The sequence below is a fragment of the Vicinamibacterales bacterium genome (assembly GCA_036496585.1).
Lineage (GTDB): Bacteria > Acidobacteriota > Vicinamibacteria > Vicinamibacterales > 2-12-FULL-66-21 > JAICSD01.
This window is the reverse complement of the sequence record DASXLB010000072.1, coordinates 25,535-43,076: the sequence shown is the minus strand read 5'-3', so window position 1 is coordinate 43,076 and position 17,542 is coordinate 25,535. Positions and strand designations below refer to the sequence as shown.

The 17,542-nt window shown below is 68.3% G+C and carries 10 protein-coding genes; 3 read left to right on the top strand and 7 right to left on the bottom strand.

The genetic code is table 11. From position 1 onward, the window contains the following. Positions 1-14 precede the first annotated feature (14 nt). From VGI12_20590 to VGI12_20575, 4 genes are all read right to left on the bottom strand, one after another. Complete coding sequence (locus VGI12_20590) at positions 15-914, bottom strand: ThuA domain-containing protein (GenBank protein HEY2435080.1); 900 nt, start codon at positions 912-914, stop codon at positions 15-17. After that, a complete protein-coding gene (locus VGI12_20585; GenBank protein HEY2435079.1) occupies positions 911-2,206 on the bottom strand; it encodes an alpha/beta hydrolase-fold protein in 1,296 nt (431 codons plus the stop codon). Before VGI12_20585 ends, VGI12_20590 begins: the two co-directional genes overlap by 4 nt. A gap of 130 nt (positions 2,207-2,336) precedes the next feature. Beyond that, the gene (locus VGI12_20580; protein HEY2435078.1) at positions 2,337-4,967 is read right to left on the bottom strand and encodes a serine/threonine-protein kinase; all 2,631 of its coding nucleotides are present in this window, start codon (positions 4,965-4,967) and stop codon (positions 2,337-2,339) included. A 2-nt stretch (positions 4,968-4,969) separates the two neighbouring features. Further along, positions 4,970-5,557 (bottom strand): sigma-70 family RNA polymerase sigma factor, encoded by a 588-nt coding sequence (locus VGI12_20575; GenBank protein HEY2435077.1) that lies wholly within the window; start codon positions 5,555-5,557, stop codon positions 4,970-4,972. 272 nt (positions 5,558-5,829) lie between these two features. Between VGI12_20575 and VGI12_20570 the strand changes: the two genes are divergently transcribed. Further along, positions 5,830-12,987 carry a choice-of-anchor D domain-containing protein gene (locus tag VGI12_20570; protein ID HEY2435076.1) on the top strand — a complete coding sequence of 2,386 codons (7,158 nt, stop codon included), beginning with the start codon at positions 5,830-5,832 and terminating at the stop codon, positions 12,985-12,987. A gap of 14 nt (positions 12,988-13,001) precedes the next feature. On the opposite strand, the gene VGI12_20565 is transcribed toward VGI12_20570, so the two are convergent. Further along, positions 13,002-13,421: an EamA family transporter gene (locus VGI12_20565; protein ID HEY2435075.1), complete on the bottom strand. Its 420-nt coding sequence runs from the start codon at positions 13,419-13,421 to the stop codon at positions 13,002-13,004. A gap of 94 nt (positions 13,422-13,515) precedes the next feature. Between VGI12_20565 and VGI12_20560 the strand changes: the two genes are divergently transcribed. Beyond that, complete coding sequence (locus VGI12_20560) at positions 13,516-13,746, top strand: DUF2164 domain-containing protein (GenBank protein ID HEY2435074.1); 231 nt, start codon at positions 13,516-13,518, stop codon at positions 13,744-13,746. Between the two features lie 111 nt (positions 13,747-13,857). Continuing rightward, a complete protein-coding gene (locus tag VGI12_20555; protein HEY2435073.1) occupies positions 13,858-14,097 on the top strand; it encodes a GlsB/YeaQ/YmgE family stress response membrane protein in 240 nt (79 codons plus the stop codon). Positions 14,098-14,220: 123 nt separating this feature from the next. Here the strand turns inward: VGI12_20555 and VGI12_20550 are convergent, their stop codons facing one another. Together VGI12_20550 and VGI12_20545 are read right to left on the bottom strand one after the other, a co-directional pair. After that, positions 14,221-16,761 carry a protein kinase gene (locus VGI12_20550; protein ID HEY2435072.1) on the bottom strand — a complete coding sequence of 847 codons (2,541 nt, stop codon included), beginning with the start codon at positions 16,759-16,761 and terminating at the stop codon, positions 14,221-14,223. 111 nt (positions 16,762-16,872) lie between these two features. Then, positions 16,873-17,373, bottom strand: a complete 501-nt coding sequence (locus VGI12_20545) for a BON domain-containing protein (GenBank protein ID HEY2435071.1) — start codon at positions 17,371-17,373, stop codon at positions 16,873-16,875. Positions 17,374-17,542: the final 169 nt, after the last annotated feature.

Below are 17,542 nucleotides of genomic sequence, written 5' to 3'. Positions count from 1 at the left end.
TCACCGCTCGCTGTCTAACGCTCAACTCCGCCGCCACCGCCGCCGCCACGCCGCCCCCGCCCGCCGCCTCGCTGCGGCGCGCTCCCGTTGACGAGCGTGTCGATCGGCGCCCGCGCGGTCCACGCGATGCCGCGCAGGATCATCTTCTGAATGTCGGGACGCGAAAAGTTCGCGTAAGTGTGTCCCTGCATCCAGACGAACGCGCGCGACGGCTGGCCGCCGAAGATCGTGTGCTCATACGTCCAGATCTGCGGCACCGCCTCGCCGACGTGGCCCTGCGCACCTGGCGTGTCCGGCATCACAGCAGTCGCCAGCACGTGGATCTTCGGATCGGCCGCCCAGGTCATCTTGAAGAACGCCTCGTCCTGGATCGAGAAGTCGGCCATGTCCTTCATGATCGGCGACTGTTTGTCGACGATGGTGTACTTGATCTCGCCGGCCGAGAAATTGACCTCGCCATGCTTTTTGCCGCCGCCGACGATCGACGCCATGTAGGCCGGGTCGTCGCCGCAGAGCGTGTCGTGGAAAAGGACGATGCCGCCGCCCCGCTTGACGTAGTCCTCGACGATGGCCTTCTCGCTCGCCGTCATGTAGCCGGCGTCCCCCTTGTACATCACGATCACGTCGACGTCAGCCAGTTCGTGAGCGTCGGGAAAATGCAGGCCGCCGTCGACAATCGCACCGTGATCGGTGAGGAACTTGCTCCAGTCGGCGATGAACTGCGGGTAGTCGTGCAGACCTTCACCGTGCGACTTGAGGCCGGCGCGGATGTAGACGTGGATCGGACGCGGGGCATCGGCGGTCGGCGCCGCGGGCGCGGCCGACGGCACCGCCTGGGGATTCGCCGGCGCCTGCTGGCCGGCGAGACCGGCGCCGAGCGCCAGCGCCAGGCATGCAGTCAACAGTGATTTCACTTCGTGCCCTCCGGCTGGAACATGATCTGGGTGTAGTGGGCGAGGAAGTCGCGCCATAGGAACCAGTAGTGGCGGCCGGGAATCTCGCGATAGCTGGTGTTGAAGCCCTCCTTCTTGACCAGTTCCGACAGCGCCACGGTGCCGTCGTGCGCCATGTCGGTGGTGCCGGCGCCGAGCCAGTAGAACTTCACGCCGCCGGCCTTGACCGCTTCGAGCTGCTTCTGGAACGCCTCGTCGGTGGTGCGGCCGCCGGCGCTGAACACGCCGATGTAGGCAAACTCGCCGGGATTGTTGTTGGTCGCCATCAGCGTGTGCGCGCCGCCCATCGACAGACCGGCGATCGCACGATCGTCCTTGCTGGCAAGGACACGATAGCGCTTCTCGACAAACGGAATCACGTCTTTGACGAGGCTTTCCGGGTACGAGCCCTCATACGTCTGCGGCGGTCCGCCGCGGCCGCCGCCAGCCGCTCCGGCTCCGGCACGGCCCGCTCCCCCGCCCGGCGCCTGCTGCGCCGCCTGCACGGGCGGCGGCGCCGGCGCCACCACCTGCTGCCGCGCCGGGGTCGGACCGAAGCCGTAGCCCTGCGAGACCGATTGCGTGGCATTGCCGTTGGGCATCACGACGATCACCGGCTTCGCCTTGCCGGCCGCGATCAGGTTGTCCAGGATGATGTTCGCCCGCCCCATCGTCAGCCAGGCGTCCTCGTCGCCGCCGCCGCCATGCAGCAGATACAGGACCGGGTACTTCCGCGTCCCTTCCTCGTACCCGGGCGGGAGGTAGACCATCATCCGCCGGCGATCCGCCTTCAGCGTCGGCGACGGATACCACACCGCTTCGACGGTGCCGTGCGGCACGTCCTTGAAATCCCACCACTCGGATTCCGGTCCGGAGATCATCAGCAGGTTGTCGTAGCGCGACCCGTCACGCTGCGTCTCGCCGTTGTTCGGGTCGAGGGCCTTGACGCCGTCGACCATGAACCAGTAGCCCCAGAGCTGCGGCGCCAGTGGACCGATCGTCGCCGACCAGACCCCCTGATCGTCCTTGGTCATCGGCAGGTTCGTGCCGTTGTCCCAACTGCCGTTGAGCGTCACTTCCGTGGCTTTCGGCGCCAGCAGCCGGAAAGTGACGGTGCGATCCGGATGGGTTTCGGGCGACTTCAGCGGCGCGGGCCGCGCCGCCGGTTGTGGCACGGCGCCGGCCGCCGGGGCCTGCTGCCCGGCGAGCGGAATGCCGGCCGCCGCGGCGATCGCGAACGCTGCGACCAATCGTGCGCGGATGGTAATCGTCATAGTTGCCCCCTTGATGTGGCGGCACACCCGCCGACTGGCGGGATGAGTGTCCAGCGCACGATATCCCAGACTTGCACGAACGTTCAATGGACTCTCGGGCGGTCGTCTTGAACCACGTCAGCCGTGCCGCCTATCGACGCCGCAATCCGCCGGCCGGCGGTGAGACCGTGGCCAATCCATTCAGCGCGAGATCGCACTTGGCGATGAGTGCCGTCAGGGAGTCGATCTCGCTCTGGGCGGACGACGGGGTCGTGCCGGACGCGCGGTGGACGGTGCGGATCGCCAGTGCCTCTTGCGCCCAGCCGCGAGCGGCGCGATAGGCACGCGCGGATTCGGCACGGTCCGTGGTCGTCGCGGCCCGCTCGGCGTTGACTCCCGCGAGAGCGCCGTAGACGTTGGCTACGTGATCGCCGGTCGATCGATTGACCGGATCCGCCGAAGACCGCTTCAGCGCGATCGGCAGGGCTTTCTGAAACTCGGAGATGGCCTCCGGCGCCCTGCCGGCACGGCGCAGCACCTGACCGATGCTCAGATGAGCCCGGCCGACCGCTTCAATCGCTTCGACGTCGTTCGGATCCGCCGCCGCCGCTGCCTCCCGCAACGACAGCGCCTGCGCATAGCTGCGCAGGGCCTCCTCGACATTCCCTTGCGTCGAGAGCAGATACCCGATCGCGCCGTAGTCGAACGACAGGTCGAGATGCGCCTGCCGATCCGTAGGACTCGCCGCGGCGCGGCGCTCGTCGAGCGCGACAGCCTTGCGATAGTTGGCCAGCGCGGCATCACGATCGCGCGCTCTTTCGAGGTGTGCACCCAGCTGACGGTAGCCGATGGCGGCGTTGCGCTGCGCGCGGCTGCTGCCCGGATCCGCCGTCAGAATCGACTCGAAGACCGCCGCCTCGCGCTGCGCGCTGTCGAGCGCCGCCTTCCAGTCGCCCGTTGCGCTCATGACGCGCCCGACCTGGTGATAGCCGGCAGCGAGCGCGACGCGGTCGTCAACGCCGTCGGGCCCGGACGACTGCAGCGCCACGCGGATCGCCAGCGCGCGCCGGGCGTGGTCGATCGCCGCGGGCAGCTGACTGGTCACCTCGAGAAGGCTGCTGAGATGAATGTGCGTCGTGGCGAGCTCGCGCGTCAGCGCCGGGTCGGACGGGCTCGACGCCGCCAGCGGCTCGCGCAGGGTCAGCGCCGCCAGGTGGCTGCGGATCGCGCCTGGAGTGTCGCCGAGGTTGGCGAACGATGGCAGCCCCTGGACGTCGCCCACCCGCTCATAGGCGCTGGCCAGTTCGCGCTGCAGTGAGGGATCGTGCGCCGATTCATTGGCCAGGCTGTCGAGATACTGCAGGGCGCGACGGACGACGAGCTCGCGGGCCCGGGTCGATCCCGGCAGCCCCTCGATCGCGTCGTGAAACTCGAACAGGAAGGAATTCGCCAGCCGGCGCACGTCATTGAAACGCCGTTCGGCGCGGTTGCGTTCCTGCCGCGCGACATGGACCTCCCAGCCCGTTGCGGCAATACCCGCGGCGAGCGACAGCGTGAGGAGCGCGGCCGCACCGACAGCGCCACGATGCCGCGCCACGAATTTGCGGGTGCGATAGCCCCATGAATCGGGCGCCGCGACAATCGGCCGGCCGTCGAGATGCCGCTGCAGATCCTGGGCGAGCTGCTCGACCGAGCCGTAGCGACGCCGAGGATCCTTGTCGAGCGCTTTGAGCGTAATCAGGTCCAGGTCGCCGCGCAGCTCCCGTGCGCGGTGGCGCGCCGCCGCGAGGTCCTCCGCGCTCGCGGACGGCTCCGCAGCCGCGGCACTGCTCGGCACGATCGGCTCTTCTTCGCAGATCGCGCGCGCGATCGAGGACTCCGTCGTCATGCTGCCGCGATAGGGGCTCCGCTCGGCCAGCAGTCGATACAACAGGACGCCGAGCGAATACACGTCGGTCAGCACGGTGACCGGTTCGCCTCGCACCTGCTCGGGGCTCGCGCTGTCGGGTGTCAGCGTGCGGAGGCCCGTCCGCGTGACGCTGGTGTCGATCCCGGTCGAATCGAGCAGCTTGGCGATACCGAAATCAAGCAGCTTGGGCTCCCCGTCGGGTGTCACCAGCACGTTTCGCGCCTTGATGTCGCGGTGGACGACCAGATGCTGGTGTGAGTGCTGAACGGCGGCGCAGACCTTGATCATCAGCGCGACGCGGCCGGCAATCGGGACGGCGCGCGTCGCACAATATTCGTCGAGAGGCTGGCCGTCGATGTAGTCCATCACGACGTAGGGCACGCCCGTTTCGGTGGCGCCCGCGTCGAGGAGACGGCCGATGTTTGGGTGATCGAGCATCGCCAGGATCCGGCGTTCATCGTGAAAGCGTCGGAGCGCGGCCGGATGGAGCAGGTGGCCGGAAATGATCTTGATGGCCACCGTCTTCTCGAATTGATCGTCGGCGCGCGCGCCCAGATAGACGACGCCCATGCCACCGCGGGCGAATTCACGCAGGATCCGGTAGGGACCGCAGCGCACTGGAACGGTTTGCTCGACGCTGAGCCGCGTCGCCTCGACCATCGCGGCCGCGGCCTCGGGCACCGCCAGCGCTGGCGACGCCAGGAAATCTCCGGCGCTGTCGTGGGCTTGCAGCAGCGTGGCGACCTCGCGGACCAACTCGGCGTCCCCGTCGCAGGCGTTCGCGATCCACTGCGGGCGGGCCGACGGGTCGAGCGCCGCCGCCTCGAGAAACACGGTCTTGATGCGGCTCCAGCGTTCGGCGTCAGGCGTCATCTTCACTCGGGTCCCGTGGTCACTTGTCGATAGAGCCACGCCCGGGCGACGGCCCATTCGCGCTTGATCGTGCCGGCCGAGAGTTTCATCGCCTCCGCCGTCTCCTCAACGGTCAGTCCGGCGAAGAACCGCAGCTCCACGATCCGGCACTGCCGCGGGTCCACCGCTTCCAGCGCGACCAGGGCCTCGTCGAGCGTCAGGATGTCGGCCGGGTCCAGGGCGTCGGTGCCGGCGGCGTCCACATTGTCGTCGAGCGAGACCTTGAGGACGTGCGCGCCGCGCTTGACGCGCCCCGTACGCCTGGCGTGATCGACCAGGATCCGGCGCATCAGCTGTGCCGCCACGCCAAAAAAATGGGTGCGGCTCTGCCAGTCGACACGATTCTGGTCGACCAGTTTGAGAAACGTCTCGTGGACGAGCGCGGTGCTCTGGAGCGTGTGGCCGGTACGCTCGCGGGAGAGATAACGCACGGCGATGCCGTGCAGTTCGCGGTAGACCAATGGCGTAAGGTCGGTGAGCGCCTGCGCGTCTCCCTCCTGCCAGCGCCGCAACAGGGTGGTGATATCCGCCCCGGAGCTCGAATCCGCCATTTTCGGCGAGCATACCACCGCCCCTCCCGGCGTCCCCTGGCCGACGCGAGCGCAGCCGTCGCGGCGTGAGCGGAAAGGCCAGCCCCCTGACACGCCGCCTCAGGAAGGAACGCGTCAACCGCCAGGCAAGCGGATCACCCGCGACCGTGATCCGGTTCCACCGCAGTTGACGCGCTCTCTCATGGGACCGATCACAGCTGGAGGGTTGGATGAACTCGACCGCGACACGACAAGGCAAAAGCTGGGGGCAGGGGGCGCTTCGCGCCGCTCTAATGGTGCTGAGCTGGGCGTGCCTCACCGCACCGACGGCGGCCCAATCGGTCGTCACGACTGTCGTGGGAAATCCGGAGGTCATCGCCGTCGCCGTCGACCGCAACTCCGGCGCCGTCTATTTCGCGACCGACAGGCCGGGCGCGATTTACCGCCTCAGCGGGACCACGACGACACGAATCGCCGGCCTCGCCGGCGGATCGACCGGCGACGACGTGCCGGCGCTGCAGGCCGCGGTCTTCCCCGGCCGCAACGGCCTCGCCATCGACGCCGGCGGCAGCATCTTCTTCTCCGAACCGAGCACCCATCAGATCCGCCGCATCGACGTGGCGTCGGGCAGAGTCGTCACGGTGGCCGGCAATCAATCCCGAAGGGTCAACCCGCAGGACATCGAGGGCGACGACGCGTTGTTCACCTATCTCGCCGCACCAGGGGCGCTCGCGTTCCAACCGGGCAGCGGCGATCTCTTCGTGGCCGACGAAGCATGGGACATCGTCTACCGGATCAGCACGGAGGGCGGCGGCCGGATCGACGGCACCGCCGATACCGTCGTCTATCTGGCGGCGGGCGGCAACCCTGGCAGTCCGTCGATCTTCCTCGACGGCGACTGGTACAACCCCTTCGGCTACGCCGGCGACAACGGCCCCGCCATCGACGCCAAGCTGAATCATCCGCGCGGCCTCGCCTTCGACGGTGTCGGCAACCTTTTCATCGCCGACACCGGGAACAACGTCGTGCGGCGGGTCGATACGAGCGAGATCATCTCGACGGTGGCGGGCACCACGACGCCCGGTTTCTCTGGTGATGGCGGCGCGGCGACGGCTGGCCGTCTGTTCATGCCGACCGGCCTTGCCTTCGACGGCGTCGGCAACCTCTTCATCGCCGACACCTCGAACCAGCGCGTCCGCGTCCTGTTGGCCGCGTCGAACCAGCTGGCGACCGTGGCCGGCGTCGGCGTGGCGGGACACGCCGGCGACGGCGCCGCCGCGATCGGCGCGGCGCTGGCGTTTCCAACGGGCGTCGCGGTCGATGCGGCTGGGAACCTGCTCGTCGTCGATTCGCAGAACAACCGCCTGCGTCGCGTCTCGCTGGCGCAAACCATCAGCAGCGCGGTCCAGACTGGTCCCGACTATGTGGGCGACGGCCTGCCAGGCGGCAGCGCTGTCAATCAGCCTTCCTACTTGGTCATCGACCACGCCGGCAACCTGTTTTTCTCCGATTCCGGCAACGCCCGCGTACGCCGTCGCGATGCCATCACTCACGCAGTCACCACCGTGGCCGGCAGCGGCGTCCCCGGGTCGACCGGCGATCACTCGCCCGCGGTCGCGGCCCGTCTGAACTGCCCCGCCGGACTCGCCTTTGGTCAGGGCGGCGACCTCTTCGTCGCCGATCCGTGCGCCAGCGTCGTGCGCCGGATCGCCGCGGGCGCCGATGGCCTCGTGACCGGTGCCGGCGACGAAATCATCAGCACGTTCGCAGGGACCGGGGTGCGCTACGGCATCAGCGACGGCGACCATCAGGCGGCGACGACAGCGGCGCTCAACGGCCCCGTCTCTGTGGCGGTCGATTCACGGGGCAGCGTCTGGATCGGGGAAAACGACGTCCACGTCGTCAGAGTCGTCACCGCCAACGGCAGCATCGACACGTTCGATGCGAGCGCGGGATCCCGCGGCCTGCTCGTCGACGCCGACGACAACGTCGCCTATGCCGACGACTTCAACGGCCAGATCTCATGCAATGGAGACGGCCTCGTCTACTGGACGGACTTTCCTTCCGGAAGCGTGCGATCGTGGGGAGGGTTGGCTATCGACGCCCTGGGCCGCGTGTATGTCAGTGAAGACGGCAGGGCCCACTCGATATACCGGCTCACACCTGACGACGGCCGCTTGTTGTGCGCGGGAGACGCGCTGATCAGCGTCAACCGCGTCGCCGGACTCGGGTCCGACGGCATCGGCTACTCCGGCGACGGCGGACCGGCGACCAGCGCGACGTTCAATCATCCGGAGGGGCTCGCGATCGACGCGGCCGGAGCCCTGTTCATCGCCGACTCGGGCAACGGCGTGATCCGCCGTGTGCAGGGTTCCGCCGGCGGCGTGACGCTCGACGCGACGACCCTCGACTTCGGCGCGCAGGCGCTTGGTGCCGTGTCCACGCCGATCACCGTGACGGCAACGGCATCCGGGCCGGCGTCATTCGGCACCACTGCGGTCGCCGGCGCGAATCCGGGGGATTTCACCATCGTGGCCGATTCCTGCGCCAGCAGGCCGATAGCGGCGGGCCAAACGTGTCAGATCGTCCTGGCGTTCGAGCCGACCGGTCTCGGTCCGCGCTCGGCCACTCTCCAGGTCAACGACGACGCGGCCGGGTCCCCGCAGACGGTGACGCTCAGCGGCTCCGGTGTGACCCCGCTCACGGCGGCGCAGCTCGCGCCAACGGCGGTGGCGTTCGGTCAGATCGCGGTCGGCAGCGCGTCGAGCGGCGTCACCGTGACGCTCGGCAGTACGGGATCCGGGCCGCTCTCCGTGACCGGCATAACGTTGGGCGGCAATCAGCCCGGCGATTTTGCCATCAGCGCCAACACCTGTGGCGGGGCGGTACTCCCGCCAGGTCAGTCGTGCTCCCTGATCGTCACGTTCGCTCCGATTCTGGCCTGCGCCTCGACCGCAACGTTGTCGTTTTCCGACAACGCGGCAGGAGGTCAGCAGGCGGTGCTGCTGAGCGGAACCGGCGTGGCCAGGGCCGCCGCGCCGTTCCAAGGCGCCCTCCATTGCACGTCGGTCGCGGCGCAGCCGCGTGAACTCGCGCCAGCCGCAGACGGGTCGGTCTTGTTCGACGAGGCCGGTTCGCGCGACTCTCCCCCGGGGATCGGCCGCGTGTCGGCGACCGCCGGCGTGCAGGAAGTCCCGGGAGCGGTGCAGTCAGGCGGATGGATTCCCTCCGGGTTGACGTCTCTGCCCGACGGCTCGTACGCCTATCTCGAGACGCGTGCCCCGGGCTTCCCGGCGTGGCTCGACATTGCCTCGGGCAATTCCAAACAGCAGTACCCCCAGTCGGGCGTGCTCGGCCCCGTCGGCAGCGGCCCAGACGATGCCTTCTGGTACGCGAAGGCGCGGGCCTGCGGCGGCGACGTCCTCGTGACGAAGTACGCGGCCGGGAAGGCGCCCGTCGATTACAGCGTGACGACCGCCTGGCTCGCGGCCAACGCACGCAGCATCTGCGCCGACCCGTCGTTCGTGACCGCCGGCCCCGATGGCACGACCTGGATCGGACTCGCGAACACGGACGGCAACCCGTCGAGAACCCCGAGCGGTTTCCTGAGACTCGCCACCAATGGCCTGGCGATCGATTTCACGGCGACGCCCTCCGACCCACGTGCCGCCGCGCTCGGCGCGGACGGTAACCTCTATGCGCTCCTGACCTCCGGCAACGGCGTGTGCAGCCTGGCTCGCTTCGCGGTGGCCGCCAATTCGGGCGAGATCGTCCGAACGCCCATCGCCCTGGCCCTGCCGGTGTGGACGGTCGGGTGCTCGGGGATCACGGCTGGCGCCGATGGCCGAATCTGGGCACTGGGCTCGACGTTCGATGGCAGCGCCTTCATCCCGTCTTTGATCGCGCTCGACACGGCCAATGGAGTCGTCACCCCGTATCCGGTTCCGGCGCAGAACGTCGGATACCTGGCCGGCGGATCCGACGAAGGCATCTGGTTCAACGCACCGCCTGGGGCGGTCGGACGCTTCGATATCGGCGGCGGGCCAGCCCGCGGGTTCGTCACGCCGAGGCTCCTGGGCTTCCCCTCTTCGCCGGTGGGCGTCGCCTCGCCGGCGCGCGCCGTCTACATCCGCAGCACCGGCACGGCGCCGCTCGCCGTATCGAGCGTGACGCTGGCGGCGGCTGACGGCAGTAATTTCGTCATCGACGACCGGTGTTCGGGGACCACGCTGGCACCCGGAACGTCGTGCGTCGTGTGGGTCGTGTCGAGGCCAACGAGCGCCGGCAGCCATGCGGCCACGCTGGTCATCAACGACAACGACGCCTTCTCGCCGCAGGTCGTCCGGCTCGAGGAGTTCACGCCTCAGCCGGCGCCGGCGGTGGCACCCGCGTCGGCCGGATTCCCGAACACCACCGTCGGAACGTCCAGCCAGTCGACGAGGCTGACGCTCACCAATCCAGCCACCCGATCGGTTGCAGTCGTCTCGGTGGCGCTCGGCGGGATCAACGCCGCCGACTTTTCGATCGTGTCCGACCAGTGCTCGAATATGAGCGTGCCCAGCGGTGGCACGTGCGTCGTGACGGTCGCGTTCACGCCGGCGGCTGCGGGCCCGCGTACGGCCGTCCTCACATTCACCGACGCGGCGAATCCGTCGACCCAGATCGTCAACCTCACCGGAACCGCGCAGGTAAACGGCAACGGCGGAGGCGGTAGCGGCGGGACCGGCGCCTGCGGCTGCACGGCGACCGGCCTGTTCGTCGATCCGGTTGTCGTCCCGCCCGTGCAAACCGCGCCACCGGCATTCCCGTTCAGACTGGTCGTTGGTGGTCCCCTCAACGCGCCCACGAGCCTGACGATCAGGACCCCCGCCAACGCTGTGGTGATGACGTTTACGGCGCCGCCGGTGACAACCTGGCCCGACGACTGGTCGAACGCCTACGGCTTCAGCCCCGACGGCAAGCTGTTCGTCGTCCACTACCAGGCAGGTGGCGTCGATACGATCGAGCTGTACAACCTCGTGGGCGCGCACCCCGCAACGAAAGTCTGGTCGTCGCCCATTCCGATCCTCAGCGGCGGCTCGACCAATGGCTCGGTCGGGTTCAGCCCGCTTGGCACATACCTGCTCACCGCGCAGCTGCAGAGTACCCCGCCGCCGATCAGCGACACACTCATCCTCAATATCGCATCGGGTGCCGGGCCCGTCGTGAGTCACAACTGGCAGCCCATTCATGCTCCGGTGGCGAAGCCGTACAAAGGCGCATCTTCGCAATTCTGGGGATTCGCGCCCGACGACAGCAGCTTCACCTATGTCGCGCTGACGGCCACGAGCCCGATGCTGACGCTGGTCAGCCTGCCGTCGAACACCGACGTCCAGCAACTCCCCTTTACGTCGAGCCTCGCGACCTGGGTGCAGTTCTCGCCGTGTGGTGACGTTCTCGGACTGGTCGATCAGCACACCGACCCGACCGATCCGGCGCCGGCAAACCCCGTGACGATTACGCTCTACTCGACTCGGACGCCCGCTCCGGCGCTCAAGAGCGCAGGAGGCCTGCCGGCAACGGCCATCACCCTGTCGGCCGGCCCGGCCACGTTCACTGCGCAGGTTGCGGGCTGGCCGGCGGCGATCGACCTGGGCCCCAATGCGGCGGCGGCTGGCTGTCCCGCTGCGAGCACGAGCGGGAACGGCGGCGGCGCCACCGCGCCCGATCCCCCGAGCGCGCCGCTGCTCACGCTCGCCAGCCCGCCAACCGTCGCTTTCGAAGGTGTGCCGTACACCTACACGTTCGCCGCGTTGGGTTCGCCCGATCCCACCTTCTCTCTGAAGATGTTCGGGCCGTCCTGGCTCTCCATCGACGAGGATTCCGGCCACTTGACCGGAACACCACCTGTCGGCACGACGTCGTTCGATTACTCCGTAGTGGCGACGAATGCGGTCGGCTTCGACGACACGCAGCCATTCCATGTCACCGTGACACCACAGGTGGCACCTCTCGGCGACGACCCTGGGCCGGGCGGACCGCGGGTTGACGACGAGCCGACTCCAACCGCGGCAGATGCCGCAGCGGTGCCGACCGCATCGACGAACGGTTCCCCTTCCGAAGGGGCGGCGGCTCAAACGACCCTGCTGCTGCCGAATGGACGCGGGCAGATCAGCCTGCCGGCAGACGTGACACCAGCGATCTCGACATTCGCCTACACCGAGACCGATACACCGACGGGGCCGGTCGGAGCGCTCAGGTTCGCGGGACTCGACTTCACACTGACGGCGGTGGACGCCTTGTCGGGCGCGCCCGTGACGACGCTCGTAGACGCGCCGCTGGCGACTCTCGTGTTTCGCGACACCGATCTTCTTGCGGCGCGAATTCGCGACGCCTCGAGGCTCAGCCTGTACTGGTGGAGCGGCACGGCGTGGGTCGATCAGTCTCCGTGCACCGCCTGCGCGGTCGATCTCGTGTCGCACACCATCACGGTTCGGCTGACCAGACTTGGCGAATACATGCTGGCCGCGATCGTCCCGACGCCCGTCCTGACGGTGACCGCGCCAGCGATTCAGGCGACCGCCGGTTCGATGTTTGCCGGAACAGTGGCCACGTTCCCGCCGATCGGCGCGCAAGACACCTTGAATGAGTATTCGGCGACGGTCCACTGGGGAGACAACCAGGTGTCGGTCGGGGGGTTGCTTTCGAGCGGCGGCACGTTCGTCGTCACCGGCACACACACGTGGGCCGCGGGCGGGACCTATCCCGTCGCCATCACCGTATTCAGCGGTGGCTTCTCGCAGACGACGCAGTCCACGGCCGTCGTCACGGCAGCTCACTCGGCGCCGCAGTTCACCGCCGCCGCGCCACCGTTGACCGCAACCGCCGGTGCGGCGTACTCGTACACCTTCGCAGCCAGCGGTATCCCCGCTCCAGCGTTTGCTCTCTCCAACGCACCCGCGTGGCTGACTCTCGATGCCACGACGGGCGCCCTGACGGGAACGCCGCCGTCGGGCACGACGACGTTCAACTACAGTGTCGTCGCGTCGAACGGCGTCACTCCCGATGCCGTCGTGGGTCCTTTCGCGGTGACAGTGACCGCCGCGGCGAACAAGTCGGCCGATCTCTCGGTCACCCTGAGCGCTCCGGGCGCCACGACGAAAGGCTCGACGTTCGCCTATACCGTGATCGTCAAGAACAATGGGCCGGCCGGCGCATCGAACGCGCTGGTTGCCCTGCTCGCCGGCCCGGGTACGTCTCTCGTGTCCGCGACGCCGCAACCCGCGATCGGCACCAACGACGTCTGGGCGTGGTGCGTGCCGACGTTGGCCTCGGGCCAGTCGCTCACCTTCACGGTCAGGGTGAAAGTGTCAAGAGCAGGTCTGGTCGTCGCGGCCGCCGCCGTGGTCGCCGATACGCGCGATCCGAAGCCCCTGAACAACGCGGCGACCGTTGCGACGACGGTCAAATGACGCGCGGGCTTCGATCAGCGACCGATGGTGAGGATGGCGCCGACCGTCATGAGCGACACGCCGATCGTCACACGCCAGCCGATCTGTTCGCCGAGCAGCGCCGCCGCCAGGACAATCGTCAATGGAAGACTGAGCTTGTCGACCGGGCTCACCCGCGACGCCGGCGCGAGTTGCAGCGCCCGGAAGTAGGCGATCCAGGAAATGGCCGTCGCGACGCCCGACAGGCCGAGAAAGACGAGCGAACGGCGTGAGATCGTCATCGCGCCGCGGATTTCTCCCGTGGCGCCGACCAGCAGCCAGGCGCACACTGCGACCACGACCGTGCGGATCGCCGTCGCGAGATTCGAAGGCACACCCTCGACACCGACCTTGGCCAGAATGGCCGTGGCAGCCGCCGCGAGTGCGGAGATCAACGCAAACATCAGCCAGTTCATGGCGCTACTGTATACGCGCGGCGCTGAAGCAGGGCCGGCCGTCTGGCAGCAGGTAGACTCGACGGGCATGGCTTCACCACAACGTTCCTCGCCAATGAAAATCCGGCTCTCGGCCGAGCGTCGCACCGCGGTGCTCGCATCGATCACCGAATACCACGCGGCCGAGTTCGACGAAAGGCTCAGCGCGTTTCGCGCCGAGGCGCTGCTCGACTTCTTCGTGCGTCAGCTCGGTCCGCCGGTCTACAACCAGGGCGTGCGCGATGCCGCCGCGTTCGTGCAGGCCAAGCTCGGCGACATCGAAGGCGAGGTCTACGAACGCGACTGAGTGGGCAGCGTTCGGCAAGGTGTTCCGCCAGCGGCGGTGCCCCCCTGGGGCCGATTGGGCTATGCTGCTGCCGGACCAGCTCTTGCGCCTGGGTCCGGATGGAGGGTGATTGTGATTTACGCAATTCTGGTGGGCTTGATCGCGGGGTGGCTCGCAGGCCAAGTCATGAAGGGCGGCGGCTATGGCGTCCTCGTCGACATCCTTCTCGGTCTGGTCGGCGGCGTCATCGGCGGGTGGCTGTTCGGCGCTCTCGGCATCCTTCCTGGCAGCGGCGTGATCGGATCGATCATCGTCGCCTTCGTCGGCGCAGTGATCCTCGTCGCGCTGACGCGCGCCATCAAACGAGCGTGACCTGAAATCGGGCCGCCGGCGCGACCCTGCGGACGGGGTTGCGCTGGCGGGCCTGATGCTCTTTGTCGGGCTCCGTGAGACGCCGACGCCTGTCGGTCCGCCCACCCGCCGAGCGCGGCCGCATCACTTCAGGCCACTGATGACATACAACTCCGACAGGCGACGCGCGTAGGTATAGGCGTAGGACCGCTCGTCGGGCGTGATACGCGCGCCGAGGATGGCCACGACGCCGGCGCGGTCGGCCGGCATGAACGTCTTCCAGGCTGATTCTCTGCCGGTCGCCAGATCGAGCTTGCTGACGGTCATCGCGATGTCAGTGGTGTAGGTCAACAGCGAACGGCCGTCGGCCGCCCAGGCCATCGCCCGGCGCCCGTCGATCGCGGGAAAGGGCTTCGTCGCACCGCTCACCACGTCGATGAGATACCCCTTGCCATCGACGTTTGTCGCGATCTGCCGGGCATCTGGCGACAGGGCGAGCCCGGCCAGCAGCCCCTCGGGACCGACCGCCCGCGGAGCGCCGTCGATGGGCTGCACGATCAATCGTGGTCCGCGCTTCGCCTCGCTCGCATAGAAGATGACGCTGCGGCTGTCGGGTGTCCAGACCGCCTGCGCCCAGTAGTACGCGAGGTTGCCTTTCGCCAGCGTCCGTGCCGCGCCGGGCCCGGTCGGCAGGAGGGTCATCGACGATCCGGACACCGCCGACGCCAGGGCCCACTGGCCGTCGGGCGACAGCGCCAGACCGACGCCGTCGCCGAGGCGGACTGCGGGCGACCCGTCGGTGTTCCTGAGGTAGAGCGAGCCGGCGGCGCCGCCGGCATCGCCGACCTCAGAGAAGAGCAAGCGGCGGCCGTCGGCAGACAGGTCGCCGAGTGCCGAGCGATCGTGCCAGGACAGATCGCGCTCCTCGCCAGTGGCTCCCGCGAAGCGGATCCCCCTCTCTCGCGATTCGCGCGCGGCGAGGACGCGCCCGTCCTTGGCGATGTCGTGCAGGAGGAGTTGACCCGGCGAGCGCATCACCACACGGCCCTTCGCCGCCGGCGTCACCGCGAAGATGCCCCAGCCGCTCGCGTCGCGCGCCGAGAACCATATCTCGTCGCCCGCCGGCGTCCAGGCCAGCCCCTCGACGTCGAGCCAGCCGCCCGCCAGGATCGTCTTCTGCCTGGCGCGGTCGATGACCTCGACCGCCAGGCCGCCGTCGGCGGGCTCCCAGAACGCGACGCGGCCGCCGTCCGGCGACACGCGGATGTGATGGATCGCGTTGAGGCTCTCGTAGAGAACGGTCCCGATCGGGTACTCGAGGCGGTCGCCGACCCCGGTGTCGAGCGTCACCGCGATAGATCCGTCCGGCGCCCAGTCGGCGAACTCGACGTCGTCCCGTACTTCGCGAGGCGCGGCGCCGCCGAGGAGCGGCAGCCGTGCGAGCACGCCGGCGCGGGGCGGAAACGGGTCATGCGTCCGCAGCGACAACGCGAGTTCGCCGGTGGCTGAGATGGCGTAGAGATCTGTCTTCGGAAAGCCGAGTGAGCGCGATTCCGGATTGTCGGTCGTGGCGACGTAGGTCTCCGACGGATTGCCGTCCCACGCCGCGCCGTAGGCGATGGTCTTGCCGTCTGGCGCAAAGCGCGCGGTGAGCACCGGACCACGGCGGAAGGTCAGACGCTGGAAGACCGGGGTCGCCGCGGGGTGCCGTCCGAGGCCCGACCACACCCCGCCGGCGACACCCGCCGCCAGCAGCATGACGGCTGCGGCCGCGACGGCCAGCGGCGATCGCGGACGCGCGGCCGTGGCTCCCATCGTGGTGGCGTGCGCGCCGGAGGACGAGGCCACGGTCGTGTCTTCCAGCGCAAACGAGAGGTCGCGCGCCGACTGGAAACGCTCGTGCGGATTCTTCTCGAGACAGCGGCGAATGAGGCGATCGACGACCGGCGGCACGCCGCGATCGCCGGCGCTGACCTCGGGCGGATCGTCCTTGAGCACGGCGCTCATGGTGTCGGCGGCGGTGGCCTTGTGAAACGCGCGGCGGCCCGAGACCATCTCGTAGAGCATTGCGCCGAGCGAAAACAGATCCGACCGACCATCCACCGGCTGGCCGCGCACCTGCTCCGGCGACATGTAGCCGACGGTGCCGAGCACCACACCCTCGCCCGTTTGAATCGTGCGCGTCGAATCACCCGGCGCGTCGTCGTGACGCAGCTTGGCGACGCCGAAGTCGAGAATCTTGGCGCGGCCGTCCTCGGTCACGAAGACGTTGTCGGGCTTCAGGTCGCGATGGACGATCCCTTTGTCGTGCGCCGCCGCCAGGCCGCGCGCGATCTGGACGGCGTAGTCGATCGCCTTGCGGAGCGGCAGGGCGCCGTCCTGCAACCGCTCGCGTATCGTCGCGCCCTTGAGCAGCTCCGAGACGATGAACGGCGCGCCGTCGTGCTGACCGACGTAGTAGATCGCCAGGATGTTCGGGTGATCGAGCGCCGCGGCGGCCTGGGCTTCCTGGAGGAAGCGACGCAGCCGCTCCGCATCGGCCGAGAACGACGCCGGCAGGACCTTGATGGCGACCTCGCGACCGAGCGACGTGTCACGGGCGCGGTAGACTTCGCCCATGCCCCCCGCGCCGAGCATCCCCACGATCTGGTAGGACCCCAGCTGCGTACCGGAAGCGAGACTCATGTGTCGCGCAAAGTCTACGCGATCAGCGGACGCGGACGAGTGGCTGGCTCGAGTCGGCAGGAAGTCGCCGGCCTGGCGGCGAGCCAGGTCCGGCGACGTCGTGAGGCGATGCTACTTCGAGGGTTCGAGCACGACTTCCGACGATACGTGTCTCACGCCGCGGACCGCGTCCGCGATCTCGACCGATTCCACGTATGCGGCGTGCGACTTCGTGGTGCCCGAAAGCAGCACCACTCCGTCGTTCACCGACTGGACTTTGATGCCGCTGTCGTCCAGCGCCTTGTGGCTCTTCCACGCGCCATCAAGCTCCTTCTTGATCTCGTCGTCTGACCGCTTCACGGCTTTACGCTCGGCGCTCGGCACGACCTGGAGCAGGTTCTTCACTTCCTTCACCCCGTCGAGCTTGGTGACGACCTCTGCCGCCTTCGTCTTCTGATCAGCCGCCGGCACCTGTCCGTGGAGCGTCACCACGCCGTTGACCGTGTCGACATTCAGATGAGTCGTCCGGATGCCTTCGGTGGTCATCAGCGCGACTTTGGCCTTGGCGGTCAGCCACGCGTCTGGCGTATCGGCCGCCTTGGCCTGGACGACGGTAAATAGCAGAGCAATCATCATGTACGCACCGACTTGAACCGGAATGCGCATGCGCATCAGTAACCTCCTGCGCTGTGTACAGCAATTCGGGCGCCGACTCCCCTTTCGCGTGGAGTCTCGAGCGGATGAGCACGCTTCGGCACGGATGAGTTCATTCAGAAATCCGCGGACCAGCCGGTTGCCGAGT

Bases quoted from the DNA above. Each gene is read 5' to 3' on its own strand.
- VGI12_20560 (HEY2435074.1), top strand. From the start codon at position 13,516: ATGAAAATCCGGCTCTCGGCCGAGCGTCGCACCGCGGTGCTCGCATCG.
- VGI12_20545 (HEY2435071.1), bottom strand. From the start codon at position 17,373: ATGATTGCTCTGCTATTTACCGTCGTCCAGGCCAAGGCGGCCGATACG.
- VGI12_20580 (HEY2435078.1), bottom strand. From the start codon at position 4,967: ATGACGCCTGACGCCGAACGCTGGAGCCGCATCAAGACCGTGTTTCTC.
- VGI12_20550 (HEY2435072.1), bottom strand. From the start codon at position 16,761: ATGAGTCTCGCTTCCGGTACGCAGCTGGGGTCCTACCAGATCGTGGGG.
- VGI12_20570 (HEY2435076.1), top strand. From the start codon at position 5,830: ATGGTGCTGAGCTGGGCGTGCCTCACCGCACCGACGGCGGCCCAATCG.
- VGI12_20585 (HEY2435079.1), bottom strand. From the start codon at position 2,206: ATGACGATTACCATCCGCGCACGATTGGTCGCAGCGTTCGCGATCGCC.
- VGI12_20565 (HEY2435075.1), bottom strand. From the start codon at position 13,421: ATGAACTGGCTGATGTTTGCGTTGATCTCCGCACTCGCGGCGGCTGCC.
- VGI12_20575 (HEY2435077.1), bottom strand. From the start codon at position 5,557: ATGGCGGATTCGAGCTCCGGGGCGGATATCACCACCCTGTTGCGGCGC.